This is a genomic window from Streptomyces sp. NPDC058240 (assembly GCF_042882135.1).
GTDB lineage: Bacteria > Actinomycetota > Actinomycetes > Streptomycetales > Streptomycetaceae > Streptomyces.
On record NZ_JBHVWT010000009.1, the window covers coordinates 62,691 to 87,778 of the forward strand.

The 25,088-nt window shown below is 70.0% G+C and carries 27 protein-coding genes, 3 pseudogenes and 1 riboswitch; of the genes and pseudogenes, 16 read left to right on the forward strand and 14 right to left on the reverse strand.

What is annotated here, in order from left to right; translation table 11 throughout:
- Positions 1-25: 25 nt before the first annotated feature.
- The gene (gene murQ, locus ACFVX4_RS17705) at positions 26-991 is read left to right on the forward strand and encodes an N-acetylmuramic acid 6-phosphate etherase (RefSeq protein WP_389977748.1); all 966 of its coding nucleotides are present in this window, start codon (positions 26-28) and stop codon (positions 989-991) included.
- Positions 992-1,071: 80 nt separating this feature from the next.
- Positions 1,072-2,619, forward strand: a complete 1,548-nt coding sequence (locus ACFVX4_RS17710; RefSeq protein ID WP_389977751.1) for a PTS transporter subunit EIIC — start codon at positions 1,072-1,074, stop codon at positions 2,617-2,619.
- A gap of 66 nt (positions 2,620-2,685) precedes the next feature.
- Here ACFVX4_RS17710 and ACFVX4_RS17715 read toward each other — a convergent pair whose 3' ends face one another.
- Positions 2,686-3,291, reverse strand: a complete 606-nt coding sequence (locus ACFVX4_RS17715; protein WP_389977754.1) for a Uma2 family endonuclease — start codon at positions 3,289-3,291, stop codon at positions 2,686-2,688.
- 128 nt (positions 3,292-3,419) lie between these two features.
- Here ACFVX4_RS17715 and ACFVX4_RS17720 point away from each other — a divergent pair, with 128 nt between their 5' ends.
- Together ACFVX4_RS17720 and ACFVX4_RS17725 are read left to right on the forward strand one after the other, a co-directional pair.
- Positions 3,420-4,094, forward strand: coding sequence for a response regulator transcription factor (locus ACFVX4_RS17720; protein WP_389977757.1), 675 nt, complete (start codon positions 3,420-3,422; stop codon positions 4,092-4,094).
- A 7-nt stretch (positions 4,095-4,101) separates the two neighbouring features.
- A complete protein-coding gene (locus tag ACFVX4_RS17725; RefSeq protein ID WP_389977760.1) occupies positions 4,102-5,475 on the forward strand; it encodes an ATP-binding protein in 1,374 nt (457 codons plus the stop codon).
- 1 nt (position 5,476) lies between these two features.
- Here the strand turns inward: ACFVX4_RS17725 and ACFVX4_RS17730 are convergent, their stop codons facing one another.
- The gene (locus ACFVX4_RS17730) at positions 5,477-6,301 is read right to left on the reverse strand and encodes a hypothetical protein (RefSeq protein ID WP_389977763.1); all 825 of its coding nucleotides are present in this window, start codon (positions 6,299-6,301) and stop codon (positions 5,477-5,479) included.
- Positions 6,302-6,467: 166 nt separating this feature from the next.
- Between ACFVX4_RS17730 and ACFVX4_RS17735 the strand changes: the two genes are divergently transcribed.
- Entirely contained in the window at positions 6,468-6,923 is a 456-nt protein-coding gene (locus tag ACFVX4_RS17735) for a calmodulin-binding protein (protein WP_389977767.1), read from the forward strand.
- Positions 6,924-7,028: 105 nt separating this feature from the next.
- Here ACFVX4_RS17735 and ACFVX4_RS17740 read toward each other — a convergent pair whose 3' ends face one another.
- Together ACFVX4_RS17740 and ACFVX4_RS17745 are read right to left on the reverse strand one after the other, a co-directional pair.
- Complete coding sequence (locus ACFVX4_RS17740) at positions 7,029-7,262, reverse strand: hypothetical protein (RefSeq protein ID WP_389977769.1); 234 nt, start codon at positions 7,260-7,262, stop codon at positions 7,029-7,031.
- The gene (locus tag ACFVX4_RS17745; RefSeq protein ID WP_389977772.1) at positions 7,252-7,500 is read right to left on the reverse strand and encodes a hypothetical protein; all 249 of its coding nucleotides are present in this window, start codon (positions 7,498-7,500) and stop codon (positions 7,252-7,254) included. Before ACFVX4_RS17745 ends, ACFVX4_RS17740 begins: the two co-directional genes overlap by 11 nt.
- 114 nt (positions 7,501-7,614) lie before the next feature.
- Here ACFVX4_RS17745 and ACFVX4_RS17750 point away from each other — a divergent pair.
- A pseudogene (locus ACFVX4_RS17750) lies at positions 7,615-7,948 on the forward strand (multiprotein-bridging factor 1 family protein); the annotation flags it as partial.
- Between the two features lie 32 nt (positions 7,949-7,980).
- Positions 7,981-8,247, forward strand: coding sequence for a DUF397 domain-containing protein (locus ACFVX4_RS17755; RefSeq protein WP_389977775.1), 267 nt, complete (start codon positions 7,981-7,983; stop codon positions 8,245-8,247).
- On the opposite strand, the gene ACFVX4_RS17760 is transcribed toward ACFVX4_RS17755, so the two are convergent.
- Positions 8,234-8,578, reverse strand: a complete 345-nt coding sequence (locus tag ACFVX4_RS17760) for a winged helix-turn-helix domain-containing protein (protein ID WP_389977778.1) — start codon at positions 8,576-8,578, stop codon at positions 8,234-8,236. The two genes, ACFVX4_RS17755 and ACFVX4_RS17760, sit on opposite strands and share 14 nt — an antisense overlap.
- On the reverse strand, positions 8,575-9,090 hold the full coding sequence (locus ACFVX4_RS17765) for a hypothetical protein (RefSeq protein ID WP_389977781.1): 516 nt from the start codon (positions 9,088-9,090) through the stop codon (positions 8,575-8,577). The genes ACFVX4_RS17760 and ACFVX4_RS17765 overlap by 4 nt, the downstream gene beginning before the upstream one ends.
- Positions 9,091-9,341: 251 nt before the next feature.
- On the opposite strand from ACFVX4_RS17765, the gene ACFVX4_RS17770 reads away from it, so the two are divergent.
- The 3 genes from ACFVX4_RS17770 (at position 9,342) to ACFVX4_RS17780 (ending at position 12,411) form a co-directional block, all read left to right on the forward strand.
- The gene (locus tag ACFVX4_RS17770) at positions 9,342-10,952 is read left to right on the forward strand and encodes an adenosine deaminase (RefSeq protein WP_389977784.1); all 1,611 of its coding nucleotides are present in this window, start codon (positions 9,342-9,344) and stop codon (positions 10,950-10,952) included.
- Positions 10,953-11,135: 183 nt separating this feature from the next.
- Positions 11,136-11,843, forward strand: coding sequence for a hypothetical protein (locus tag ACFVX4_RS17775; RefSeq protein WP_389977787.1), 708 nt, complete (start codon positions 11,136-11,138; stop codon positions 11,841-11,843).
- Positions 11,749-12,411: a hypothetical protein gene (locus tag ACFVX4_RS17780; protein WP_389978146.1), complete on the forward strand. Its 663-nt coding sequence runs from the start codon at positions 11,749-11,751 to the stop codon at positions 12,409-12,411. The genes ACFVX4_RS17775 and ACFVX4_RS17780 overlap by 95 nt, the downstream gene beginning before the upstream one ends.
- A gap of 33 nt (positions 12,412-12,444) precedes the next feature.
- Here ACFVX4_RS17780 and ACFVX4_RS17785 read toward each other — a convergent pair whose 3' ends face one another.
- Positions 12,445-13,029, reverse strand: coding sequence for a TetR family transcriptional regulator (locus ACFVX4_RS17785; RefSeq protein WP_389977790.1), 585 nt, complete (start codon positions 13,027-13,029; stop codon positions 12,445-12,447).
- 112 nt (positions 13,030-13,141) lie between these two features.
- On the opposite strand from ACFVX4_RS17785, the gene ACFVX4_RS17790 reads away from it, so the two are divergent.
- Positions 13,142-14,332 (forward strand): cytochrome P450, encoded by a 1,191-nt coding sequence (locus tag ACFVX4_RS17790; protein WP_389977793.1) that lies wholly within the window; start codon positions 13,142-13,144, stop codon positions 14,330-14,332.
- Positions 14,333-14,337: 5 nt separating this feature from the next.
- Positions 14,338-14,556: a ferredoxin gene (locus ACFVX4_RS17795; protein WP_389977796.1), complete on the forward strand. Its 219-nt coding sequence runs from the start codon at positions 14,338-14,340 to the stop codon at positions 14,554-14,556.
- 100 nt (positions 14,557-14,656) lie between these two features.
- Here the strand turns inward: ACFVX4_RS17795 and ACFVX4_RS17800 are convergent.
- The 3 genes and pseudogenes from ACFVX4_RS17800 to ACFVX4_RS17810 form a co-directional block, all read right to left on the reverse strand.
- Positions 14,657-15,001, reverse strand: a pseudogene (locus ACFVX4_RS17800) (ABC transporter permease); the annotation flags it as partial.
- A gap of 64 nt (positions 15,002-15,065) precedes the next feature.
- Positions 15,066-15,164: pseudogene (locus ACFVX4_RS17805) on the reverse strand (IS5/IS1182 family transposase); the annotation flags it as partial.
- 49 nt (positions 15,165-15,213) lie between these two features.
- Positions 15,214-15,678, reverse strand: a complete 465-nt coding sequence (locus ACFVX4_RS17810) for a hypothetical protein (protein ID WP_389977799.1) — start codon at positions 15,676-15,678, stop codon at positions 15,214-15,216.
- A 144-nt stretch (positions 15,679-15,822) separates the two neighbouring features.
- Here ACFVX4_RS17810 and ACFVX4_RS17815 point away from each other — a divergent pair, with 144 nt between their 5' ends.
- Positions 15,823-16,458 carry a hypothetical protein gene (locus ACFVX4_RS17815; protein WP_389977801.1) on the forward strand — a complete coding sequence of 212 codons (636 nt, stop codon included), beginning with the start codon at positions 15,823-15,825 and terminating at the stop codon, positions 16,456-16,458.
- Between the two features lie 143 nt (positions 16,459-16,601).
- Positions 16,602-17,843 carry a hypothetical protein gene (locus ACFVX4_RS17820; protein WP_389977804.1) on the forward strand — a complete coding sequence of 414 codons (1,242 nt, stop codon included), beginning with the start codon at positions 16,602-16,604 and terminating at the stop codon, positions 17,841-17,843.
- Between the two features lie 303 nt (positions 17,844-18,146).
- Here ACFVX4_RS17820 and groL read toward each other — a convergent pair whose 3' ends face one another.
- The 4 genes from groL to thrC form a co-directional block, all read right to left on the reverse strand.
- Positions 18,147-19,769: a chaperonin GroEL gene (groL, locus tag ACFVX4_RS17825; RefSeq protein ID WP_136201462.1), complete on the reverse strand. Its 1,623-nt coding sequence runs from the start codon at positions 19,767-19,769 to the stop codon at positions 18,147-18,149.
- A 355-nt stretch (positions 19,770-20,124) separates the two neighbouring features.
- Positions 20,125-20,331, reverse strand: a complete 207-nt coding sequence (locus ACFVX4_RS17830; RefSeq protein ID WP_003967346.1) for a cold-shock protein — start codon at positions 20,329-20,331, stop codon at positions 20,125-20,127.
- Between the two features lie 421 nt (positions 20,332-20,752).
- Positions 20,753-21,031: a MoaD/ThiS family protein gene (locus ACFVX4_RS17835; RefSeq protein ID WP_072487929.1), complete on the reverse strand. Its 279-nt coding sequence runs from the start codon at positions 21,029-21,031 to the stop codon at positions 20,753-20,755.
- Positions 21,032-21,061: 30 nt separating this feature from the next.
- The gene (gene thrC, locus ACFVX4_RS17840) at positions 21,062-22,384 is read right to left on the reverse strand and encodes a threonine synthase (RefSeq protein ID WP_389977807.1); all 1,323 of its coding nucleotides are present in this window, start codon (positions 22,382-22,384) and stop codon (positions 21,062-21,064) included.
- 17 nt (positions 22,385-22,401) lie between these two features.
- A riboswitch (SAM riboswitch) is annotated at positions 22,402-22,528 on the reverse strand.
- Positions 22,529-22,681: 153 nt separating this feature from the next.
- Between thrC and ACFVX4_RS17845 the strand changes: the two genes are divergently transcribed.
- Positions 22,682-23,638, forward strand: a complete 957-nt coding sequence (locus tag ACFVX4_RS17845; protein ID WP_389977810.1) for a glucosyl-3-phosphoglycerate synthase — start codon at positions 22,682-22,684, stop codon at positions 23,636-23,638.
- A gap of 44 nt (positions 23,639-23,682) precedes the next feature.
- On the forward strand, positions 23,683-25,086 hold the full coding sequence (locus ACFVX4_RS17850) for a trehalose-6-phosphate synthase (protein ID WP_389977813.1): 1,404 nt from the start codon (positions 23,683-23,685) through the stop codon (positions 25,084-25,086).
- The last annotated feature ends 2 nt before the right edge of the window (positions 25,087-25,088 follow it).

Genomic DNA, 25,088 nt, shown 5'->3' on the forward strand with positions numbered 1-25,088 from the left:
GACCGAGAAAGCAGAGCCGCCCTCCATGACCTCCACCACCGACGCCGACCCCACCCCCGCCGACGGATACGGCGAGCTGCGCGCCCAGCTCGCGACACTCACCACCGAGGCGTTCCGTCCCGAGCTCGCCGAGATCGACCGGCTCGGCACGCTTGAGATCGCCCGCATCATGAACGGCGAGGACCAGTCCGTCCCGGCCGCCGTCGGCGCCCGGCTGCCCGAGATAGCCGCCGCCATCGACGCCACCGCGGAACGCATGGCCCGCGGCGGCCGGCTGATCTACGCGGGCGCGGGCACCGCCGGCCGGCTCGGCGTACTCGACGCCAGCGAGTGCCCGCCCACCTTCAACACCGACCCCTCCGAGGTCATCGGCCTGATCGCGGGCGGCCCGTCCGCCATGGTCAAGGCCGTCGAAGGCGCCGAGGACAGCAAGGAGCTGGCCGCCGCGGACCTCGACTCCCTGGACCTCACCGCCGACGACACCGTGGTCGGCATCTCCGCCTCCGGCCGCACGCCGTACGCGATCGGCGCCGTCGAGCACGCCCGCAGGAAGGGCGCGCTGACCATCGGGCTGTCCTGCAACGCGGACTCCGCGCTGGGCGCCGCGGCGGAGCACGGCATCGAGGTCGTCGTCGGCCCGGAGCTGCTCACCGGCTCCACCCGGCTCAAGGCGGGCACGGCCCAGAAGCTCGTCCTCAACATGCTCTCGACGATCACGATGATCCGGCTCGGCAAGACGTACGGGAATCTGATGGTCGATGTCCGCGCCTCCAACGAGAAGCTGCGCGCCCGCTCCCGCCGGATCGTCTCGCTCGCCACCGGGGCGTCCGACGAGGAGATCGAGGCCGCCCTCGCCGCGACCGACGGCGAGGTGAAGAACGCCATCCTCACCATCCTCGGCCAGGTCGACGGCCCCACCGCCGCCACCCTGCTCGCCGCGTCCGACGGCCATCTCCGCGCCGCCCTCGCCGCCGCCCCCCGCACCGCCTGACAACACCGGTTCCATCCCCGCACCACCTGACAACACCGGCCCCACCCCCCGCACCCCCGCACAGCAAGGCCCCACGCACCATGGCAACAGAAGACAAGAACCGCGCCACCGCCGCCGCGATCCTTCCGCTCGTCGGTGGCGCCGCGAACGTCAGCTCCATCGCCCACTGCATGACCCGGCTCCGGCTGGGCCTGCACGACCGTTCGCTCGTCGACGACGAGGCCCTGAAGGCGGTCCCCGCCGTCATGGGTGTGGTCGAGGACGACACGTACCAGATCGTCCTCGGCCCCGGCACCGTCGCCCGGGTCACGCCGGAGTTCGAGCAGCTGGTCGAGGAGGGCAGGACGGCGGACCCCGCACCGGGCGAAGCCACACCTCCCGCCCCGGCCTCCGCCTCCGCGGACGAGCTCGCCACTCAGGGCGCCGCGATGAAGGCGGCGCGGAAGACGAAGAACGCCACCCCGTTCAAGCTGTTCCTGCGCAGGATCGCGAACATCTTCGTCCCGCTGATCCCGGCGCTCATCGGCTGCGGCATCATCGCCGGCCTCAACGGCCTGCTGGTGAACCTGGGCTGGCTGACCTCGGTCACCCCCGCCCTGGCCGCGATGGCGTCCGGCTTCATGGCGCTGATCGCCGTGTTCGTCGGCTACAACACGGCGAAGGAATTCGGCGGTACGCCGATCCTGGGCGGTGCGGTCGCCGCGATCATCGTCTTCCCGGGCGTCGCGAACATCGAGGCGTTCGGCCAGAAGCTCTCCCCCGGACAGGGCGGTGTGCTGGGCGCGCTCGGCGCGGCGGTGCTCGCGGTGTACGTGGAGAAGTGGTGCCGGCGCTGGGTGCCCGAGGCACTGGACGTACTGGTCACCCCGACCCTCACGGTCCTGGTCTCCGGCCTGGTGACGATCTTCGGCCTGATGTACGTGGCCGGTGAGATCTCCACCGCCATCGGTACGTTCGCCGACTGGCTGCTCTCCAACGGCGGCGCGGGCGCGGGCTTCGTGCTCGGCGGCCTCTTCCTGCCCCTGGTGATGCTCGGCCTGCACCAGGCACTCATCCCGATCCACACCACCCTGATCGAGCAGCAGGGCTACACCGTGCTGCTCCCGATCCTCGCGATGGCGGGCGCCGGCCAGGTCGGCGCGGCCGCCGCGGTCTACTTCCGTCTCCCGCGCAACGAGTCGATCCGCCGCACCATCAAGTCGGCCCTCCCGGCCGGTCTGCTGGGCGTCGGCGAGCCCCTGATCTACGGCGTCAGCCTCCCGCTCGGCCGCCCGTTCATCACGGCGTGCGTGGGCGGTGCGTTCGGCGGCGGCTTCATCGGCCTGTTCAACCAGCTCGGCGACAAGGTCGGCTCCACGGCCATCGGTCCGTCCGGCTGGGCCCTGTTCCCCCTCCTCGACGGCAACCACGGCCTGGGCACCACGGCCGCGATCTACGCGGGCGGCCTGCTGGTCGGCTACTTCGCCGGGTTCCTCGCGACGTACTTCTTCGGCTTCAGCAAGGACCTGCTGGCGGAGTTCAACGTCTCGCAGGAACCGGCCGAATCCACAGTCGCGGCAACGGGCGGCCCGACGTCCCCGACGACGACCGGCCCCGACAGTCCGACGAAGGAACCGGCCGGGGTCTGACCCCAGGCACACGGAGATGGACGAGGGCGGCACCCGACACCGAGTGCCGCCCTCGTCCATGTCCGCTCAGACCGGGAAGTCATCCATGAGGAGCGTCGTACCGAACGGCTCCGGCAGGACCAGCGACTTCCCGAACGGCACCGGATCGGAGTGCTTGTACGTCCCGTCCTCGTTGGGCTCCGTGAACAGGGTGGCCATCGCCCCACGTGTGTCGAACCGGTCGATCAGCAGATACATCGGCACGCCCGCGCGGGCGTAGGCGCGGTACTTCTTCGTCCGGTCGTCCCGGGCGTTGCCCTTCGAGGTGACTTCGACGATGAGCAGCGCTTCCGCCGCGTCCATCGGGTCGTTGACCTCCGGGTCGGCGGCGTCGATGAGCTCCGACGGCATGACTACCAGATCAGGCACGTAGAGCTTGCCGAGCGCGGCTACGTGGATGCCGAGGGTCTGGTAGATCTCCAGCTCTTCGGGCAGATCTCTGTAAAGCCTGCGCTGCACCTTGGCGGCGATGCCGTTGTGATGCGCATGAGGCGGAGGTACCAAGACGATCCGCTCTTCATCGATCTCGGCGCACCACCCCTCGGGCACGTCCAGTTCACGCCATGTCCGCAGCAGGTAGTCCCACGGGCGGCCCCCGGATGTCTGGTCGTTCTCGACCATCGCGGCAGTCATCACGGGTCCCTTCTCCTGTGGCCTGTCGAAGGAGCGTAGATCGACGGTTCCGCGGCAGTTTCGCCGTTTCCCTCGGCGTCCCACGATCGTGTGACGCATGCAGTGACCGGCCGCGTAATACTGGCCCGGTGACCGCAGCACGCATTCTTGTCGTCGAGGACGACCACGGCCTGCGCGACGTCCTGGCCCGTGGCCTGCGCGACGAGGACTTCGACGTCGTGACCGCCGCCGACGGCGCCACCGCCCTGAAGGCGGTCGACGCGTCGGTGCACGCGGTCGTGCTCGATGTGGGGCTGCCGGACTCGGACGGGCGGGATGTGTGCCAGGCGATGCGCGGTGCAGGGTTCACCGTTCCGGTGATCTTCCTGACGGCCCACGGCAATCTCACCGACCGGCTCTCCGGCTTCGCCTCCGGCGGCGACGACTACCTGGTCAAGCCGTTCCACCTCAGCGAGCTCGCGGCCCGCGTCCGCGCGGTCCTGAACCGCGCCGGGCACCGCGGCAGCACCCTCGCCGACAGTGCGGGCGCGATGCGGCTGGACCCGATACGGCACGAGCTGACGGTGCACGGCCGCCCCGTGGCCCTGACCCCGACCGAGTTCCGCCTGCTGGCGTGCCTGATGGCGGACCCCGGCTCCGTGGTGCGTCGCCGGACGCTGCTGCGGGCGGGATGGCCGGAAGGGGCGCAGGTCAGCGACAACACCCTGGACCAGTACCTGGCCCGCCTGCGCCGCAAGCTCCGCGAGTCGGACAGTCCCCGGGGCATCGGCACGGTCCGGGGCGTCGGCTACCGCTTCGGCTGAGGTCCCCATGAACCGCCACCTCACCCCCCGGACCCTCCGTGGCCGCCTCGCCCTGATGGCCCTCGCCACCGGCGCGCTGTGGATCGGCGTCCTGACCACCGTCTTCAACCTCGCCCTCGACAAGCGGCTGCACGGCCAGGCCGACGACGTCCTGCGCACCCGCGCCGAGGCCGTGGCGGCGACCGTGGACATACGCCCGGACGGCCGGCTCGTCGTCCGGGAACCGGCCGAGGACCGGGCCCTGGACGCCGGAGTCTGGATCTTCCAGGGCGGCACGGTCATCGAGAAACCCCCCACCGCACCCGCCGGCCTGGAGGCGCGGGCGGCCCGGCTCGCCGGCCGGCGCGAGACCTTCGCCGACACCAGGGGCCCCGGCTCGTGGCGGCTGTATGCCTTCCCCGTCGACACCCCCGCCCGGGAGGGACACCCGCCCGTCCGGGCCGGTACCGTCGTCAGCTCCGTGAGCCTCGACCCCTACCGCAGCACGGCGGACACCGCCCTGATCGGTTCGATCGCCCTGGCCGTGCTCCTGCTCGCCACCATCTATCTCCTGACCCGCCTCGTCGTACGGCGGGCCCTGCGCCCCGTGACCGCGATGAGCGAGCAGGCCACCCGGTGGAGCGCCGCGGGCGCCCCGGAACGGTTCGGCGCCGAGGGCAGGCCCGCCGAACTCGCCACGTTCGCCACCAGCCTGGACGCACTGCTGGACCGGCTGGCCGCGGTCCTGCGCCACGAGCAGCAGCAGGCCGCCGAGCTGTCCCACGAACTGCGCACCCCGCTCGCCAGGATCACCGCCGAAACCGAGTGGCTCACCGGACGGCCGCGCACCGCCGAACAGCAGGAGACCTCCCTGGCGGCCATAGCGGGCGCCGCAGCGACCATGCAGCAGATCTGCGACTCGCTGCTCTCGGAGGTCCGTACCCGCAACACGCACACCCCCGGCCGCTCCCGCTTCCCCGACATCGCGCACCGCCTGGCACAGCGCTACGCGGCCCAATTCCCCGACGCCCCACCCCTGACCGTCACGGCGGACGGCACGCAGGACGTGACCATCGGCGTCTCGGAGGACGTCGCCGAACGCATCCTCACCCCGCTCCTGGACAACGCCCGCCGCTACGCGACCCGGTCGGTCACCCTCACGTGCGCACCGGGCGCGGGGGAGATCACGCTGTACGTGTCCGACGACGGCCCCGGCGTCCCGCCGGACTTCGTCGCCTCGCTCTTCGAACCCGGCCGCCGTGCCCACCCCGAGGACGGACACGGCGGCGCGGGACTCGGTCTGGCCCTGGCCCGCCGACTGGCCAGGGCCGCGGGCGGCGACATCACGCTGGACGCCACCGCCCCCGGCGCACGCTTCGTGGTCACCCTTCCCACGGGCTGACCTACCGCGCGCCGGCCGCCTCCAGTGGGTCGTCCTCCGCCACATCGCGCCGGGTCCGGGTCAGAAAGACGACGAGGCCGAGGATGACGACGAGGAACAGGATGCTGGTGCCGACCGTGCCCAGTCCGAGACCACCGTCCGCGGTGGGCTGCGACAGGTAGTCCCCCAGCGAGGCCCCGAGCGGCCGGGTCAGGACGTACGCGATCCAGAACGACCACACCGCGTTGAAGTCGAGCGTGCGGTGAGCGAGGGCGACGGCCGCGATCAGCGCCGCGAACACGATCGCGGAGAGCCAGTACCCCAGGTTCAGCTTCTCCGCCGTCAGGTCGCCGGCGGACGTGCCCAGGGCGAACGTGAACAGGATCGCCAGCCAGTAGAAGGCCTCGCGCCGCGTCGTCCGGATCGAGTGGATCGACAGCGTCCGCTCGCTCGCGTACCAGGCGAAGAACGTGACGGCGAGCGCCACCGCGAACACCACGGTCGTGGTCTGGAGCGGGACGCCGAGGTTGTCGGTCAGGTTGTCGCTGATCAGCGTGCCGACCACGCTGATCAGGACCACGGACAGCCAGTACAGCCCCGGTACGTAGGAACGCGCCCGGAACTGGAAGACCAGGGTGACGACCAGCAGCGCACTCATCAGGTACGAGGTGTTGGTCAGCCCCATGCCGAGATTGTCATTGAGCAGATCGGCCGCGGTCTCGCCCACGGTGGTGCACAGCACCTTGATCACCCAGAAGTAGAGGGTCACTTCCGGGACCTTGTTCAGCATCTGCCGCGCCCGCGTGGGCCCGCCGGGCGCGTAGGTGTCCGTCATGTCGGTTGTCATGGAACGGCACGCTGGCAGGGGCTCCCTGAACTTTTCCTGACTGCGCTCCTCCACCGGCCCCGGGAGCGCCGATCGCGACTTTGCGCATTCACTACATTACATTGCGTCACGAGCGCCCATGATCATCATGGTTTGCCACGCACCGTTGGAGAACCTCGTGCGACACATGTTCACCAAGATCGGGAGCCTCGCCGCCGTCGCGGTGCTCGCCTTCACCGCAGCGCCGCAGGCCCAGGCCACCCAGCACGGCGAGGGCGCCCAGCGCACCGCCGCCGTCGCGCCCGCGTACTTCGAGATGACCGACATCACCCGGAGCAGGTTCATCGTCAAGCTGGTGAACGAGCGCCAGATCCAGCACGCCAGGGACCTGGTGAGCGGCGCCACCGATGACGAGCCCCACCTCATCGGCAGGATCACGAAGCGCCCGGCCCCGTACAACCCGGGCTGGAGCTTCAACTACAACCCGGAGTCGGTCGACTTCTTCAACGTGGCCTTCGAGGTCTGCGACGCGACGCTGCCGTACGTCGAGGACCACCTCGACGAGGCCGGCGGCCCCTTCCTGCCCGGCCTCATCTTCTGCCCCTGGACTTCGACTCTCGTACGCGAAGTCCCTGCTCCGTAACCAAGGCGGAACGGGCCTCACCAGCCCGCTCGAAGGGCGGCACCCTCCCGGGGCGTCGCCCTTCCGTGCATCCGCCGCCGAGTCACACCCGGCGCCCGGACGCCCTCAAGGCAGCCTCCCCTCCCTGTTGACCTCCCGGACCCGGGCCCGCAGCACCTCCCCCAGTGGAGCCGGGCGCACCGACTCCGGCGGACATTCCCACTCCGGCCCACCGCCCGGCGCCCGCAGTTGTACGTACGGTCCGACGTTCCCCATCACGCGCCCCACCCGGCCGTCCCGGGTGTCCACCGCGAACGACCCCGGCTCGGGCGCGCACGGCTCAAGGCCCTCACCCGTCATGACCGGCCTGCCCCTGCGCCTCCAGCACCACGCTCAGCCGCAGCGCCGTGTCGAGGTTGCACCGGCCGAGGTCGACCAGCGGCGACACCGGGTCGCTCCCCGCACACGACACCGGGTCGATCCGCAACGACGGCAACGTGATCCCGACCCCCGAGAAACCGTCCTTCAGTCGCGCCACCGCATCCTCCGCTGCCCGCACTCTGCCCTCCGTCATCCTGCGCCGCTCCTTGATCGTCATGGCCCATCCCTTTCCACGCTGAGTAATGACAATGCATACCCAGCGTGTCCAACGCGCCGCTAACCTGGAAGAGGCGCAGAACCAACAACCGCACATGTGTCACAGGGAGTTGTCATGCCGGGTCCCAAGAAGCTCGACCCCTCCTCCTCGCCACGTGCCCTGCTCGGCGCCGAACTCCGCCACCGGAGGGAGTGCGCGGGCCTCTCCCAGGAGGAGTTGGGGCTCCCGCTGTTCGTGAGCGGTTCCTTTATCGGACAACTGGAGTCCGGTACGCGCCGGATGCAGCTGGACCAGGCCCAGAAGCTGGACGAGATCCTGGGGGGCGGACGGGTTCTTCGTCCGCAACTGCGCCGCCCTGAAGAAGTCGAAGTACCCGGACCACTTCGCGGAAGCGGCCGACGCGGAGGGGGTCGCGAAGGCGATCAGGGAGTACGGAAGCGTCCCTGGCCCTTGTCGAGTCGATGGCGGAGGGCTACGTCCATGAAGCTCAACAGCTCTGACTACGAATTGCCCACCACGACTTGGTACAAGTCCTCCTACAGTGGCGGCGAGGGCGGCAACTGCCTCGAAGTCGCGACCTGGCGGAAGTCCACGTACAGCGACGGCAGCGGCGGAGACTGCCTCGAAGTCGGCGACGGCCACCCCGGCATCGCCGCCGTGCGGGACTCCAAGGTGGCCGAGGGCCCGACGCTCGTGTTCCGGGCTACCGCCTGGACGTCGTTCGTCGCGGACCTCAAGAACGCCTAGCCGCCGCGTCCGCGCCCGCTTTCCAGGCCGTGGCAGCGATGCCCTGGAGCGCCGCGACATGCAGGGCCAGGGCTTGCCGCCCGGCAGGGGTGAGCGAGAGCCAGGTTCGGGGGCGCTTGCCGACGTAACCCTTGCGGATGGCGAGGTATCCGATCCCCTCCAGGGCAGAGGCGATCTTGCTGAGCATCGAGTCGGACACCTGGCAACTACTGCGCACCGTGGCGAACTCGGCCTCGTCGCAGGCCGAAAGGAAGGCGACGACCGCCAGCCGGGTGGGGTGGTTGATCGCCGCGTCGATCGTGGGCTCGCCCTGCGCGGAGGCGGCAGTCATCTCGCCGCCTGGAGCTTCTGCTTGATCGTCGCGTTCCGCGCGACGAACACCACCCAGGCGCCGAGCCCCAGGACGGCGAACATCGCGATCTTGCCGACCGCGTTGTCGGCCCCGAACTGCCGGCACAGTCCGTACGTCGCGCCCCCCGCGACGAGAAGGATCAGGAGGGGAGCCCCGGCCCGGCGCAGGCGTGCGGACCAGGGCAGCGTCACCATCACTCCCGACCTGCGCCTGGCGACGTTGACGAGCACCAGCACCACACCCAGGCCCGCAAAGGCGATCAGCAGGGACAGGAGCACCGCCCAGCCGCCCCACCCCTGGGCCCAGGCGTCGACGAGGGCGGGAACGATCAGGGCCACGGCCGCCGCGGGGCCGTACCAGGCGGGAGTCAGCCCGGCCGTGAGACGGGCCCGCTCCCTGGCCGTGTCGATGCCCTGCAGAGCTTCGGCCGCGAGGTCGGCGGACACGTCTATTCCGCCCGGACGGGCGGGGGTGTTCTCCTGCGGTGCCATCGTGCTCTCCCGGACCTGCTCATCACTGCCTGAACGATCTACCCCCTCATCCTGACATCTACTTTCCAGGAAGGAAAGTACTTTCCCCTCGTGGAATACGGCCGCTCCAACTACCCCACCGGACAGGGCGTTTGACGCACACCCCGGGGAACGGGGAAAAGAAGGGCGGGAATCGCTCGATTGAGTGGAGGTTTCAGGCCATACATGCGGTTTGGGTGAGGAATGGCCTCTTCGAACGCGATCATTCGGCGGTGATCTCAACATTTCGGACGGCACACCGTCCCAAGTCGCTGCGCACGGCCGGGTTCGGCGCGCTCGCCGTACTGACTCTGCTTCCGGCGATTCCGGCCGCCGCCGCCCCCGCGAAGGAGCCGACACCCCGGCCCGCCGCTCATGCACTGCCCCGTCCCGTCACCCCTGCCGAGGCCAGGACCGCCGCGCACCTCGCCTCGTTGCAGGGCAGGCCGGAGAAGCTGAAGGCCTTCTTCAAGGCGCTGCCCAAGGGGGGCGACCTCCACAACCACCTGTCGGGGGCGGTCACCACCGAATACCTGATCAAGCTCGCGGGCGAGAACGGGCTGTGCATCGACGCGACGGACACGGCCGTGGCGCCGCCGTGCGGGCCGGGCACGAGGCCCGCGATCGACGCGCAGCACGACGCCGCGTTCCGGCAGCGGATCGTCCGGGCCTGGTCCATGCAGGACTTCCCGGCCGACCAGTCCGGGCACGACCACTTCTTCGACACGTTCGGCAAGTTCGGGCTGGCCACCGCGTACACCCGCGGCAAGATGCTCGCCAATGTGGCCAACACCGTGGTCGAGCAGAACCAGTTCTACCTGGAGACCCTGGTCACCCCCGCGTCGGACAGCAGCAAGAAGCTCGCCGACAAGGTGGGCTACGACGCCGACCTGGCCGCCCTCCACCGCAAGCTCGTGGCGGGCGGTCAGCTCGACCGGGTGGTGGACGAGGCGGTCCAGGAGGCCGACGACACCGACGTGCAGTTCCGGGCGGCAGCACACTGCGACACCGCCCGCCCCGCCCCGGGCTGCAGGCTCCCCGTCAGGTGGATCTCCCAGGTGTCCCGGGGCAGCTCCCCGGTGCGGGTGTTCACGCAGATGGCGGTCGGCATGCGACTGGCCGAGCGCGACCCGAGGTTCGTCGCGGTCAACCTCGTACAGCCCGAGGACGGCGAGAGCGCGCTGGCCAACTACAGCCTCCAGATGCGGATGCTGAAGTACCTGCGCGGCCAGTACCCGGACTCCCACCTCACCCTGCACGCCGGTGAGCTGGCCCCCGGCCTGGTCAAGCCCGAGGACCTGACCTTCCACATCCGCGAAGCCGTACTCGTCGCCGGGGCCGAGCGCATCGGCCACGGCGTGGACCTGGTCCACGAGGACGACTGGCGGCAGCTGGCCCGCACGATGGCGCAGCGCAAGGTGGCCGTCGAGGTGCCGTTCTCCAGCAACAAGCAGATCCTCGGCATCGCGGGCGACGACCACCCGTTCAACGCCTACCGCCGCTACGGCGTCCCGATCGTGCTGGCCACCGACGACCCGGGCGTCTCCCGTATCGACATCAGCCACGAGTACCAGTACGCGGCCAAGACGTACGGCCTCAGCTACGTCGAGCTGAAGGACCTGGCCCGCGCCTCGCTGGAGTACGCGTTCCGCGACGGCCGCAGCCTGTGGGCCACCGGTTCCGCCCCGTCCGGCTACCGCCCGGTCTCCGCCTGCCTGGGCAACCGTCCGGGCACCGGGCACCCGAGCACGCGCTGCGCCCGCTACCTCGCCGCCAACCCGAAGGCAGCGACCGAGTGGCGTCAGGAGACGGCCTTCGCCGCCTTCGAACACAACAACCGCTGAGACACGACAACCGCTGTGCCGGGCCCGGGGCTCAAGTCCCGGGCCCGACGCTCGGGCCCCGGGCCCGGACGTGCGCCGTACGGCCTCTAGCCTGGCCGCCATCCAGCCGGCCCCGACCGCGGGAGTGCGTGTGGAACAGCCGATGGTCGACTAATCCCTTAATCCCTGGTCCCGTCCTACGAGTTGCCCGATCCTCTGGTCCGGGGCAACGGCGCCCCGGTCGCCCGGACGGCCGACTGGTGGCTCACCCTACGCCCGGAGCTCCTCGGACTCTTCGCGGAGCACATGTACGGACGGACGCCCAGCCTGCTCCCGGACGTCGAGTACACCGAGACGGCGACCGCCGTCCGGGCCCTGGACGGCGCCGCCACCCGCAGCGAGGTCGTCTGCGCATTCCGGACGGCTGCCGACCGGCACCGGATGACGCTGTTGCTGTACGTCCCCAACCACCGTGCGGGCCCGGTACCTGTCTTCCTCGGGCTGAACTTTTACGGCAACCACACCGTGGACCCCGATCCCGCGATCTCGCTCGCCGAGAGGTACGGGCTGGCCACCGTCTACTGCGGCGACCTCGCCCCGGATCACGACGACGGGTTCGACAACGGCGTCCACCGGCTGTTCCCGGCCGAGGACGGCGGCGGGCAGGGCGACGGACGGGGTGCGTCCCACACCTGGGGCGCCCTGGGCGCCTGGGCCTGGGGCCTCTCCCGGGCCCTGGACCACTTGGAGACGCGTCCCGAGGCGGACCACACCAAGGTTGGCCGTGACCGGTCATTCCCGGCTGGGCAAGGCCGCGCTGTGGGCCGGGGCACAGGACCTCCGGTTCGCAATGGTCGTCAGCAACAACTCCGGTTGCGGCGGCGCCGCGCTGGCCAGACGGACGGTCGGTGAACGGATCACGGCCGTCAACACCCGTTTCCCGCACTGGTTCAGCGTCAACCACCGGCGTTACAACGGTGCCGAGGCCGAACTGCCGGTCGACCAGCACATGCTGCTGGCCCTGATCGCGCCGCGCCCGCTGTACGTGGCCGGCGCGACGGAGGACCTGTGGGCCGACCCGCGCGGCGAGTTCCTCGCGGCCCGTCACACCGGACAGGTGTACCGGTTCCTGGGCGAGACCGGGCTGAGCGGCTCCGAGCCGCAAGCGGTGTCCGGCCCGCACGTGCCTGGCCCGCACGTGCCTGGTCCGCACGTGCCTGGTCCACACGTGCCTGGTCCACACGTATCCGGTCCACACGTGCCCGAGCCACACGTGCCCCAGCCACACGTGCCCGAGCCACACACCGAGGGTGTCGCCGAACCCGACTTCCCGGCCCCGGCCACCCCGCTGACCGAAGGCCGCATCGGCTACCACCTGCGTTCCGGTGCCCATGACATCACCCCGTACGACTGGGGCCGCTACCTGGACTTCGCCGACCGCAACCTGCTCACGCCCCGGGCCGGGCGGACGGCGCCGTAGCACCGAAACCTCGTCTCCCCCGGACTCCCTCCCCTACTGCGGGGCGGCCCAGAGATGGCTGAGCGTGCCCAGCACAAGGCGGCAGACCTCGTCCGGCTCGGCGTCGGCCAGGGGTTCCCGCGCGACGACCGTCCGCATCAGGCCGATCCCCAGCAGCCAGGCCATGGCGAGATCCGCACGCAGCGCACCGTCCGGGGCGCCGGAGAGCCCGGCGAGCGCTCTCTGGTACTCCTCGCCCAGCTCCCGCAAGGTTCCGGCCGCCTCGTCGCCCCGCCCGACCGACCGCAGATAGACCTCCAGGGAACGGTCCTCCGTCCCCTCCGCGCTACGGGTCAGCATCGAACGCAGGGCGGTCTCGAAAAGCTCCTCGGGCGGCGTCGCCCGCAACTGCTCCAGCCCGCCCAGCGCGACGACCTCCGTCAGCAAACCCCGTTTCGAGCCGAAATACCGGAACAGCAGAGCCTGATTGACCCCGGCGCGCGCCGCGATGCCCCGGACCGTCGCCCCCTCGTAGCCCCGCTCCGCGAACAGGTCGCGGGCCGCCTCCAGCAACCGGCGGCGGGTGGCCGCGGCGTCCCTGCGGCGCTCTTCGGACGGCGGGACGGAACCGGGTTCCATGGTGGCATTCCTCTCGGACGGCCCGTCAGGATAACGGCTGTAAAGCGTCGTTGACTGCCCGCGAGGGCCGCTCCTACCGTTGTAAGCAGCTGCTTACATCCGGGAGGCCGCAGTGACCACAACAGATGTCGCACCCCTCTCCTACCCCTTCGACACCCCCGACGGGCTCCAGCTCGCCGAAGCCTACGAGCACGTCCGTGACCGGCCGGGCCTCTTACAGGTCCAGATGCCGTACGGCGAACCGGCCTGGCTCGTCACCCGCTACGCCGACGCCCGGCTGGTCCTCGGCGACCAGCGCTTCAGCCGGGCCGCGGCCGCCTCGCACGACGAGCCCCGTCAGTCCGAGGGGCAGCGCAACGGCGGCATCCTCGGCATGGACCCGCCCGACCACACCCGGCTGCGCTCCCTGGTCGCCAAGGCGTTCACCGTCCGCCAGGTCGAGAAGCTGCGCCCCCAGGTCCGGGAACTGACCGCCGGTCTCCTCGACGAGCTGGAAACCGCCGGACCACCCGCCGACCTGGTCGACCTGTTCGCGCTGCCGCTGCCGGTCGCCGTGATCTGCCGCATGCTGGGCGTACCCACCGCGGACCGGCCGCGCTTCCGTGTATGGAGCGACGACGCGCTGTCTACCAGCTCGCTCACCGCCGAGGAGTTCGACGCCAGCCGCGAGGAACTGCGCGCCTACATGGCCGGGTTGATCGACCAGCACCGCCGGTCGCCGCAGGACGACCTGATGACGGCGCTCATCGAGGCCCGCGACGGCGGCGACCGGCTCTCGGAGCTCGAACTCATCGATCTGTGCGTGGGCATCCTGATCGCGGGGCACGAGACCACCGCGTCCCAGATCCCCAACTTCGTCCTCACCCTCCTCGACCACCCGGACCAGCTGGCCAGGCTCAGGGCCGAGCCCGAGCTCGTCCCGAACGCGGTGGAGGAGCTGCTCCGCTTCGTGCCCCTGGGCAGCGGCGCCGGTCAACCCCGTTACGCCACCGAGGACATCGAGGTCGGCGGAACCCTCGTCCGCGCGGGCAGCCCGGTCCTGGTCGCCGTCGGCGCCGCCAACCGCGACGCGCTGCGGTTCGCGGCCCCGGGCGTGCTCGACATCGCTCGCGAGGGCAACCAGCACCTCGGATTCGGCCACGGGGTCCACCATTGCCTGGGCGCCCCGCTGGCCCGGCTGGAACTCCAGGAGGCGCTGTCCGCCCTCATCACCCGCTTCCCGGAACTGCGTCTGGCCGGCGACGTGACCTGGAAGTCCGAGATGCTGGTGCGCGGCCCGCGCGTCATGCCGGTGGAGTGGTGACCGCCATGACCTGGAACGTACGCGTCGACCCCGAGCTCTGCCAGGGATCGGGCATGTGCGCCGGGACCGTCCCCGAGGTGTTCGCCCTGGACGGTGAGCACGCCCACGCGCGGGCCGACGGGATCGAGCCGGACGAACGGGTCCTGGACGCCGCCGACATCTGCCCGGCCCTGGCGATCACCGTGCACGACGGAACCACCGTCATCGGCCCCCGCCGCGACTGACCTGCCCCACCCTGCCCCGCCCGGTGTGCCGGAACAAGGAAAGGAAGTTCCCACCCTGCCCCGCACACCGGGCCACGGACCACGGATCCGTCCCGCCGGATCAGTCCCGGCGGATCAGCTCGGGATTCACCCGCCGCCCCACCAACGGCAATGCCCCGATCGCCGCGACCACCACCACGCCCAACGCCGAGAACAGCAACAGCGGAACGCCCTCTCCGTCCCAGAACACCGCGCCGCCCCCGGTGATCAGATAGCTGGACTCGGTGAGCTTCCCCGTCACCAGCGCAAGCAGCAGCCCCATCGCCAGCGGCAACACCACCTGGGCACACTGCACCGCACGCAGCGTCCGAGGGCGCGCGCCGAGCAGGGAGAGCGCGGTGACCTGAGCTCTGCGTTCGACGGCCCGGTCGGTAACGGACACCAGATAGGCCGCGACACCGATCACATGATCGCGGTGGTATCTCCTGTCCGTGTGACAGGAGATACCACCGCGTGGAGATTTACTCGTGCCGGGCGGTCCGAATTTCGGCCATGACCGCCTCGAAGACCGGCGCGTCACCGGCCTGGCCCGCGGTGACGTGGATGGACGGAGGCCTTGCCCGGCTGTCATCGGAATGACCAGGCACCCCCGGGCCCGGTCACGGAATGTGCGGGCGACTAGCCGAGCCGCTGCAGGACCCACTGGGAGCCGCCGTCGGGGAGAAGGACCGCACGGTTACCCTCCGTGGTCAGGTAGCCGAGCTCGCCCCGGCCGAGGGCGATGGCCACCGGCGCGCCGCCGTCCGGGCCCTGGATCGACCACTCGTCGGGCTGGTTACCGCACCGGTCCACCCGTACCACCGGCGGGTAGATCCGGATCGGCGAGAGCGCGAGGCAACGGCCTTCGCCACGCGCCTCGACGATCCGGGCCAGGCCGTTGCCCTGGTTGCGGATCTCCCACACGGTGCCGGGGTTGCACGGCTCGACATGGCCCCCGAGCGGACCTTCGCCGCCCGCGAGACACTGACCGCTGCGCGCGTCACGGATGAAGTAGGCGCCGTCGTCGGCGGCCTGGGAGGGGGTGGCGAGCGCCAGGACCGCGACGGCGGACGCGGCCAGCGACAGGATGGATCGGATACGCACGGGACTCCTCGTACGAGTTGAGTGGGGGGTGGTTCGGGCCCGATCGACCCGGCACCCAAGATCACAGGAGCCCGCTGCCTCTCTCCCGTTTTCCGCCTCGCGCCCCACCGACCCACCCCGTCAGCAGCGGCTCATTCGGAGTGCATGCGGCGCATTCGGATCACTGCGCACGCCCCCTCCCGCCAGGGATGTTCCGCCCTGAGTTCAAGCCACGAAGTCCGAGCGCTCTTTTATCAACATCCGCGTACCGAACGCGATTTCGCGCACCTCCCGGCCCGCGAGGCATCCATCGCCGCGTACATCGACCGGCTGCCCGAGGGCGCCGACATCTCCGTGAAGAAGCTGGCCAAGGTCCTCCCGTACGGGCAGTGCGCACTGCGAACCTCCCTCAACCGACTCCAGGACGCCGGGCATCTGCGGCGCGGCAGCGAGCGCGGCGCCACGGAGGCGGAGCTGCTGCGCGCCCTCGCCGACGGGCTGCCCACCCCCGTCCACCACCCGGCGGCCCTCGTCCGCAGGCGGCTCACCGACAAGATGCCACCCGAACGAGTCACTCCGGCACAACAGCAAACGGTGTTGCGCACCCTCGAATGCAGCGAATGCCGCTCGCCGGGCAGCACGGAGGCCCTGATCGGCGGCCGGTGCAGGCCGCGCCGGGGCGAATCGGTCGCCGCACCCGCCGGGCCCGGCGGAGCCGTACCGGCGGACGGCGTACGCGGCCGGATGAACGACGTACGGGCCGGACCTGCCCGACGGTCCGTACGGCCGAAGTCGCGCTGACCCGAGGAGGCGAGAAGCCGCGCCGGGTGTCCGAAACCGGCTCCCACCTGGGAGTGGTTTGATCCGCTTCCCCTAGGCGGTCGTTACGTTGCGTGTTCCTCTTGGCGCACATCGTAATCAACCGCCCCAAAGGGGAACGAACCATGTCCGAACCATCCCACGAGCAGATCGTCTCCGAGCTCCACGACAAGCCCCCCATCGCCCTGGCCCCCGGCCCCCGCCTGGACGCCGAGAAGCCCGTCTCGCTCCCACTGCCACCCAGCACCGTGTGGGACCTGCCGGGCGGTACCGCCTGGGTCTACTACGGCGAGGGGAACACCGGTCTCGTACGGCCGGTCATTTTCGCCGACGGCTTCAACACGGGGCCCAGCGAGCTGGAATTCTCCTGGGAGATCATGGAGTTCGGTGACTACGCGCTCATCAGCGAGCTGCGCCGCCGTGGCCATGACGTCATCCTCCTCGGCTTCCATGAGCGCAGCGCATCGATTCTGGACAACTCCCGCACCGCGCAGGCCGCGATCATGCAGGCCATCGCGGAGCGGCTGGGTGACACACCGCTGGCCGTCGGCGGGTTCAGCATGGGCGGGCTCGTCACCCGGCATGCGCTGGCCAAGCTGGAGTACGAGAGCATCGACCACCAGACCGCTCTGTACTTCTCGTACGACAGCCCGCACCGAGGCGCCTGGATCCCGATCGCGCTCCAGGCGTTCGCGCACTACATCAAGGATCTCGACAGCCGGTTCTCCGACCAGATCAACAGCCCGGCCGCCCAGCAGCTGCTGTGGCGGCACATCGAGAAGTGGGACGACACGCCGGACCAGAGCGTCTTGCGCGCCCAGTTCCTCGCCGAGATGGCAGCCGTCGGCCAATGGCCGCGCCGACCCCGGCTGATCGGTGTCGCCAACGGCGTAGCCTACGGCACCGGCACCGATGTGCGGGCGGGCGAACTGGCTCTGGAGGGCAAGGGCCTGTCGGTTCTGGGAACCAAGCTCTACACCCAGGCGCCGGGCCCCGACGAACTCGTCGCGAAGCTGCGGGTGGTGACGCTGAAGACCAACGAGGTGCGCACGAACGGACTCCCGTCGATCGACGGCGCACCCGGCGGCTCGCTGGAAGGCTTCGGCATCCTCGCCGACGGGCTCAACGCCCTGAACCCGCTCCTCGGCTTCAAGACCGACGTACGTATCCGGTCGCACTGCTTCGTGCCGTCCGTCAGCGCGGTCGACGTCGGCGACCTGGACACGGACGCCGAGCTGTACAAGAACATCTCGGAGCTCCCGGAGGACGCGAGCGGGCTGGACGAGTTCAAGCTCGCCTCCCGGAACGAGGGACACACTCTCGTGACGGAGGAACTCTGCACCTGGCTGCTCGACCGCCTGCCGTAGGGCTGGGCGTCCGTGGTGTCCGACTCCGACACCCCGTCATACCGGGAGCCGGACGCCCACGACGGAATGGGGGCCGCGGTATCACGTGCCCACGATGCTCCGGCGGGCATCGTGGGTGCGTCCACCGCACGCCCACGGGGGAGCCGCGGTTGGAAGGCCGATGTGACGCCGACCGGTTCGCGGCACGCCTCGTATCCGGGCGCACAAGCGCCGTTCGCCCCGGAAACGACATCGGGCCCCTGGACCAGCTGGTCCAGGGGCCCGATGCGGCAAAGCTGTACAGGAACTACCGATCCGTCAGGATCAGAAGTCCATGTCACCGCCCGGCATGCCGCCCGGAGCGGCCGCGGCGGCCTTCTCCGGCTTGTCGGCGATGACGGCCTCGGTGGTGAGGAACAGCGCGGCGATGGACGCGGCGTTCTGCAGAGCGGAGCGCGTGACCTTCGCCGGGTCGAGAATGCCCTCGGCGATCATGTCGACGTACTCGCCGGTCGCGGCGTTCAGACCGTGACCGATCGGCAGGTTGCGCACCTTCTCGACGACGACTCCGCCCTCAAGACCACCGTTGACGGCGATCTGCTTGAGCGGGGCCTCCAGCGCCAGCTTGACGGCGTTGGCGCCGGTCGCCTCGTCACCCGAGAGCTCCAGCTTCTCGAAGACGGCCGAGGCCTGGAGCAGAGCCACGCCACCACCGGCGACGATGCCCTCCTCGACGGCGGCCTTGGCGTTGCGCACCGCGTCCTCGATGCGGTGCTTGCGCTCCTTGAGCTCGACCTCGGTCGCGGCGCCGGCCTTGATGACAGCCACGCCGCCGGCCAGCTTCGCGAGACGCTCCTGGAGCTTCTCGCGGTCGTAGTCCGAGTCGGAGTTCTCGATCTCGGCGCGGATCTGGTTGACGCGACCCTGAACCTGGTCGCTGTCACCGGCACCGTCGACGATCGTCGTCTCGTCCTTGGTGATGACGACCTTGCGGGCGCGGCCGAGCAGGTCGAGACCGGCGTTCTCCAGCTTGAGGCCGACCTCCTCGGAGATGACGGTGCCACCGGTGAGGATGGCGATGTCGCCGAGCATGGCCTTGCGGCGGTCACCGAAGCCCGGGGCCTTGACGGCGACGGACTTGAAGGTGCCACGGATCTTGTTGACGACCAGGGTCGACAGGGCCTCGCCCTCGACGTCCTCGGCGATGATCAGCAGCGGCTTGCCGGACTGCATGACCTTCTCCAGCAGCGGAAGGAGGTCCTTCACGTTGCTGACCTTGGAGTTGACGATCAGGATGTACGGGTCGTCGAGGGACGACTCCATGCGCTCCATGTCGGTGGCGAAGTACGCCGAGATGTAGCCCTTGTCGAAGCGCATACCCTCGGTGAGCTCCAGCTCCAGACCGAAGGTCTGGGACTCCTCGACGGTGATGACGCCTTCCTTGCCGACCTTGTCCATGGCCTCGGCGATGAGCTCGCCGATCTGGGTGTCGGCGGCGGAGATGGAGGCCGTCGAAGCGATCTGCTCCTTGGTCTCCACGTCCTTGGCCTGCTCCAGGAGGGCGGCGGAGACGGCCTCGACGGCCTTCTCGATGCCCCGCTTGAGGGCCATCGGGTTGGCACCCGCGGCGACGTTGCGCAGACCCTCGCGGACGAGAGCCTGGGCGAGAACGGTGGCGGTGGTCGTACCGTCGCCGGCGACGTCGTCCGTCTTCTTGGCGACCTCCTTGACCAGCTCCGCACCGATCTTCTCGTACGGGTCCTCCAGCTCGATCTCCTTGGCGATGGAAACACCATCGTTGGTGATCGTGGGGGCGCCCCACTTCTTCTCAAGGACGACGTTGCGACCCTTGGGGCCAAGGGTGACCTTGACGGCGTCGGCGAGCTGGTTCATGCCGCGCTCGAGACCGCGCCGGGCCTCCTCGTCGAACGCGATGATCTTGGCCATGTGAAGTGGTCCTCCCGGACAGGGGTGGATTTCTCCGGACCGAGTGGCGCCCGCGACGGACGGCCTGCCTGACCGGTGGTTCCTTGCCCCACCGGCCTGCGGGCCTCACCGGCCCGGTCCAAGTTCTGTCACTCTCACCTGGAGAGTGCTAACGCCAATGATTAGCACTCGACCCCCGAGAGTGCAAGCGTCCCCCTCGGGATGTGGACACCGCGCCGGGGCGCGCGGGAGGCAGGCGCGGGAGGCAGGCGCGGGAGGCAGGCGCGGGACGCACTGAGGGCCCGTACCCCCGGGGTACGGGCCCTCAGTGCGTGAGTGCAGTGCGTGAGTGGCGTCGTTGGCCGACCGCTCGAACTCAGCCGACGGCGAGCTTGACCATGTCCGCCTGCGGCCCCTTCTGGCCCTGCGAGATCTCGAATTCAACTCGCTGACCCTCTTCGAGGGTGCGGTACCCGTCCATCTGGATCGCGCTGTAGTGGACGAAAACATCCGCACCACCGTCGACCGCGATGAAGCCGTACCCCTTCTCCGCGTTGAACCACTTGACGGTGCCCTGAGCCATGCCTAACTCCCCTATTACTGGCCCTTGCGCAGGACCGCACTTCGCGGACCCGGGTCAGAACTCACCCTCCGACAGGAGAGGGTGTGTGCGCCGGAACGCGTCGACCGCGGCTGAATGTATCTGCCCAACTGCCCTCTGCAACAGGTCAATCGGACGAGAATTCTCGGCAGAACCGAACGCCCGGATATGCGGAATTCATATGAATCCTGGGCAAGTCGGGCCAGGCAAAGGCGACTTATGCCTCAAGCGGATCGCGCACTTTGGCTGCATCTTGTCGTGGCCGGGCGCATTCTCGTATGCGGGCGGCACGGGCAGCTGGGGGGACTTCCCACACTGTACCGCGCTCAACCATGCAGAATTGCCCCCTCCGTTTCAATCATGGAGAGGGCAATTCGATAACGCGGTGCGGTCGGACGGGACGTCAGCAGCCGCCGGCCACGGCCGGGATGATCGAGATGCCGGCGCCGTCCGGCGTGGCCGTCTCCAGGCCGCCCTCGAAGCGCACGTCGTCGTCGTTGACGTACACGTTCACGAAGCGGCGCAGCTTGCCCTGGTCGTCCAGGACGCGGGCGGCGATGCCCGGGTGGTTCTGCTCCAGGGACTCGATGACCTGGGAGAGGGTCGAGCCCTCGGCCGGGACCTCGGCCTGGCCGCCCGTGTAGGTGCGGAGGATGGTGGGGATGCGGACCTTGACGCTCATGGTGGGTGCCCTTCCTGAAGTCTCGGGTGGTCAGCTGGTGGCGAGGCCGGCAGCGCGGAACGCGTCCAGGCTGGGCCGGATCGTCGCGGTCGCCTGAGAAGTGTCGGCCACCGCGTCGAGGGTCTTGAGGCCGTCACCCGTATTGAGTACGACGGTGGTCAGCAACGGGTCGATCAGACCGGCCTCGATGAGCTTCTTCGTCACGCCGACCGTCACACCGCCCGCCGTCTCCGCGAAGATGCCCTCGGTGCGCGCCAGCAGCTTGATCGCGTCGACGACCTGCTCGTCGTTGACGTCCTCCACGGCACCGCCGGTGCGGCGGGCGATGTCCAGGACGTACGGGCCGTCGGCCGGGTTGCCGATGGCGAGGGACTTGGCGATCGTGTTCGGCTTCTGCGGCCGGACGTCGTCGTGGCCGCCCTTGTACGCGACCGAGACCGGCGAGCAGCCCTCGGCCTGGGCGCCGAAGAGCTTGTACGGCTTGTCCTCGACCAGGCCGAGCTTGATCAGCTCCTGGAGGCCCTTGTCGATCTTGGTGAACTGCGAGCCGGACGCGATCGGGATGACCAGCTGATCCGGAAGCTGCCAGCCGAGCTGCTCACAGATCTCGTACGCCAGGGTCTTGGAGCCCTCGCCGTAGTACGGACGCAGGTTGACGTTGACGAAGCCCCAGCCCTCGCCGAGCGGGTCGCCGATGAGCTCGGAGCAGAAGCGGTTGACGTCGTCGTAGTTGCCCTCGATGCCGACCAGCTCACCGCCGTACACCGCGGCCATGACGACCTTGCCCTGCTCCAGGTCGTGCGGGATGAACACGCAGGAGCGGAAGCCGGCGCGGGCGGCGGCGGCGCCGACGGCACCGGCGAGGTTGCCGGTGGAGGAGCAGGAGAGGGTGGTGAAGCCGAAGGCGCGGGCGGCCTCGATGGCCTGCGCGACGACGCGGTCCTTGAAGGAGTGCGTGGGGTTGCCGGAGTCGTCCTTGACGAACAGCTTGCCCTGCTCGACACCGAGCTCACGGGCGAGGTTGTCGGCCTGGACGAGCTTGGTCCAGCCGGGATTCAGGTTCGGCTTCTCGGCGACATCGGCAGGGACCGGCAGCAGCGGCGCGTAGCGCCAGATGTTGGCCGGTCCGGCCTCGATGCGCTTCTTCAGCTCTTCGGGGGAGCCGCTCGGCAGGTCGTACGCGACTTCGAGCGGCCCGAAACAGGACGCGCAGGCGAAAATGGGGCCGAGTTCGAAACGCTCGCCGCACTCGCGGCAGGAAAGGCCCGAGGCGGGACCGAGGTCGACGGCTTCGGCGTTGGCGTCAGCGTCGGCGGAAGAATTGGTGCTTACTGCAACGGTCTGCGCAGCCATGGTGGCGAGGCCCTTTCTCCTCATCTTCCTCGCGGCGCGTTTCGCCACGAGACGGAATTGGCACCTTCCCCACCTGACCTCACGGTCGGCGGGGGGGTTGCCGGGACTTCAACGGGCCGTTCCCTCAGTCCCTCTGGATGAGCGCTGTGGCACCGGATCTTCGATCCGGGCATTTATCGGCGGACGGACCCCGGCATGCGATGGTCGTCCGCGTTGTTCAAGACTGTAACCGAAGCACCGGACTGTTGAGATAGTCGTCCGAACCGCGAGATGGATCACATACAGGGAGTATCGACCGTGCTGGAAGAGGTCGAATGCTGGCTGGCCAGGCGTTCCTGGTCGGCCGCCGACCGCCCGTTGGACCGCCTCCTGGCCGCCAGGGCCACGGCCGGGGAAGCGGGCCGCGGGAGCGTCAGTGTCGTACTGCCCGCGCTGAACGAGGAGGCGACGGTCGGCGAGATCGTCGCGACGATCCGGCGCGAGCTGATGGAGAAGGTCCGGCTGGTCGACGAGCTCGTGGTGATCGATTCCGGTTCCACGGACGACACCGCGAAGGTGGCCCGGCAGGCCGGCGCCCGGGTGGTGCACCGGGACGCGATACTCCCCCGGATACCGGCCGTGCCCGGCAAGGGCGAGGTGCTGTGGCGCTCGCTCCTGGTGACCGGCGGTGACATCGTGTGCTTCATCGACGCCGACCTGAAGGACTTCTCGGCGGACTTCGTCTCCGGCATCGTCGGCCCGCTGCTGACCGACCCGGACGTGCAGTTCGTGAAGGCGATGTACGACCGCCCCTTCGGCGACACGGCGGGGCAGGGCGGTCGCGTGACCGAGCTGGTGGCCCGTCCGCTGCTCAATCTGCACTGGCCGCAGCTGGCCGGTTTCGTCCAGCCGCTGGGCGGCGAGTACGCCGTGCGCCGCTCCCTGCTCGAACGGCTGCCCTTCCCCGTCGGCTACGGCGTGGAGTTGGGCCTCCTGGTCGACGCGCTGCACACGGTGGGGCTGGACGCGCTGGCCCAGGTCGACGTGGGAGTGCGCAAGCACCGGCACCAGGACGGGCAGGCGCTCGGCCGGATGGCGGCGGCGATCTACCGGACCGCGCAACTTCGGCTGTCCCGCGGCCACCTGGTACGCCCGGCGCTCACCCAGTTCGAGCGCGGCGCGAACGGCTTCGTACCGCGCACCCATGCCGTGGACACCGAGGAGCGGCCCCCGATGTGCGAGATCGCGGAGTATGTTTCGCGCCGCGCGGCCTGACTTCGCACGTTTGGGCGGTTCGTGATCGGGCTAGATTCCGCAACATGGTCTCCGAGCACGAAGCCCAGTCCTCCGCCCATCCCTCCGCCCAGGTCCTCGTCGCGTCCAACCGCGGCCCGGTGTCGTACATCCTGGGCGCGGACGGATCGCTCGACGCGAAGCGGGGCGGCGGCGGGCTCGTCTCCGGGCTGAGCGCCGTCGACGACAAGCTGTGGGTGTGCGCGGCGCTGGGTGACGGGGACCGGGAGGCGGTCCGGCGCGGGGTCGGTGAGCCGGGCGTACGGATGCTCGACATCGACGCGGACGTGCACGCCGACGCATACAACGGCATCGCGAACTCGGTGCTCTGGTTCGTCCACCACATGCTGTACCAGACGCCGCTGGAGCCGGTCTTCGACGCGGAGTTCCGGCGGCAGTGGGCGTCGTTCGAGACCTACAACCGGGCCTTCGCCGAGGCGCTCGCCGAGGAGGCGGGGCAGGGCGCCGCGGTGCTGGTGCAGGACTACCACCTGGCGCTGGTGCCGGGCATGCTCCGCGAGCTCCGCCCCGACCTGCGGATCGGCCATTTCTCGCACACCCCGTGGGCGCCCGTCGACTACTTCCGGCTGCTCCCCGACGACATCGCCGAGCAGCTGTTGCACGGCATCCTGGGCGCGGACCGGGCGGCGTTCCTGACCCGGCGCTGGGCGGACGCGTTCATCGGCTGCTGCACCCAGATCCTGGGCGGCACCGGGCGGACCAGGATCGGGGTGCACGGTCTCGGCGCGGACGGGGACTTCCTGCGCCGCCGGGCGCACGAGGCCGATGTGGACGAGCGGATGGCGGCGCTGCGCGAGCAGACCGGCCCCGGCCGGAGGACGATCGTACGGGTGGACCGAACGGAGCTGTCCAAGAACATCGTGCGTGGCCTGTTCGCGTACCGCGCGCTCCTGGACGAGCGGCCCGAATGGCGCGAACGCGTCGTCCATGTCGCCTTCGCGTACCCCTCCCGGCAGGACCTCGCGGTGTACCGCGACTACACGGCCGAGGTGCGACGGGTCGCCGACGAGATCAACGCCGTGTACGGCACGGAGGGCTGGATGCCGGTCGTGCTGCACGTCAAGGACGACTTCGCCCGCTCGCTCGCCGCGTACCGGCTGGCAGACGTGGCGCTCGTCAACCCCATCCGGGACGGCATGAACCTGGTCGCCAAGGAGATCCCGGTCGTCTCCGACCACGGCTGCGCGCTGGTGCTGTCGCGGGAGGCGGGGGCGTACGAGGAGCTGGGCAGCGACGCGGTCGTGGTGAACCCGTACGACGTCTCGGCGACGGCGACGGCGCTGCACGAGGCGCTGACGATGGCGGAGGACGAACGGACCGCGCGCACGGAACGCCTGGCCGCGGCGGCGGTCGCGCTGCCGCCGCAGCAGTGGTTCCTGGACCAGTTGGACGCGCTGCGGCGGGAGTGAGC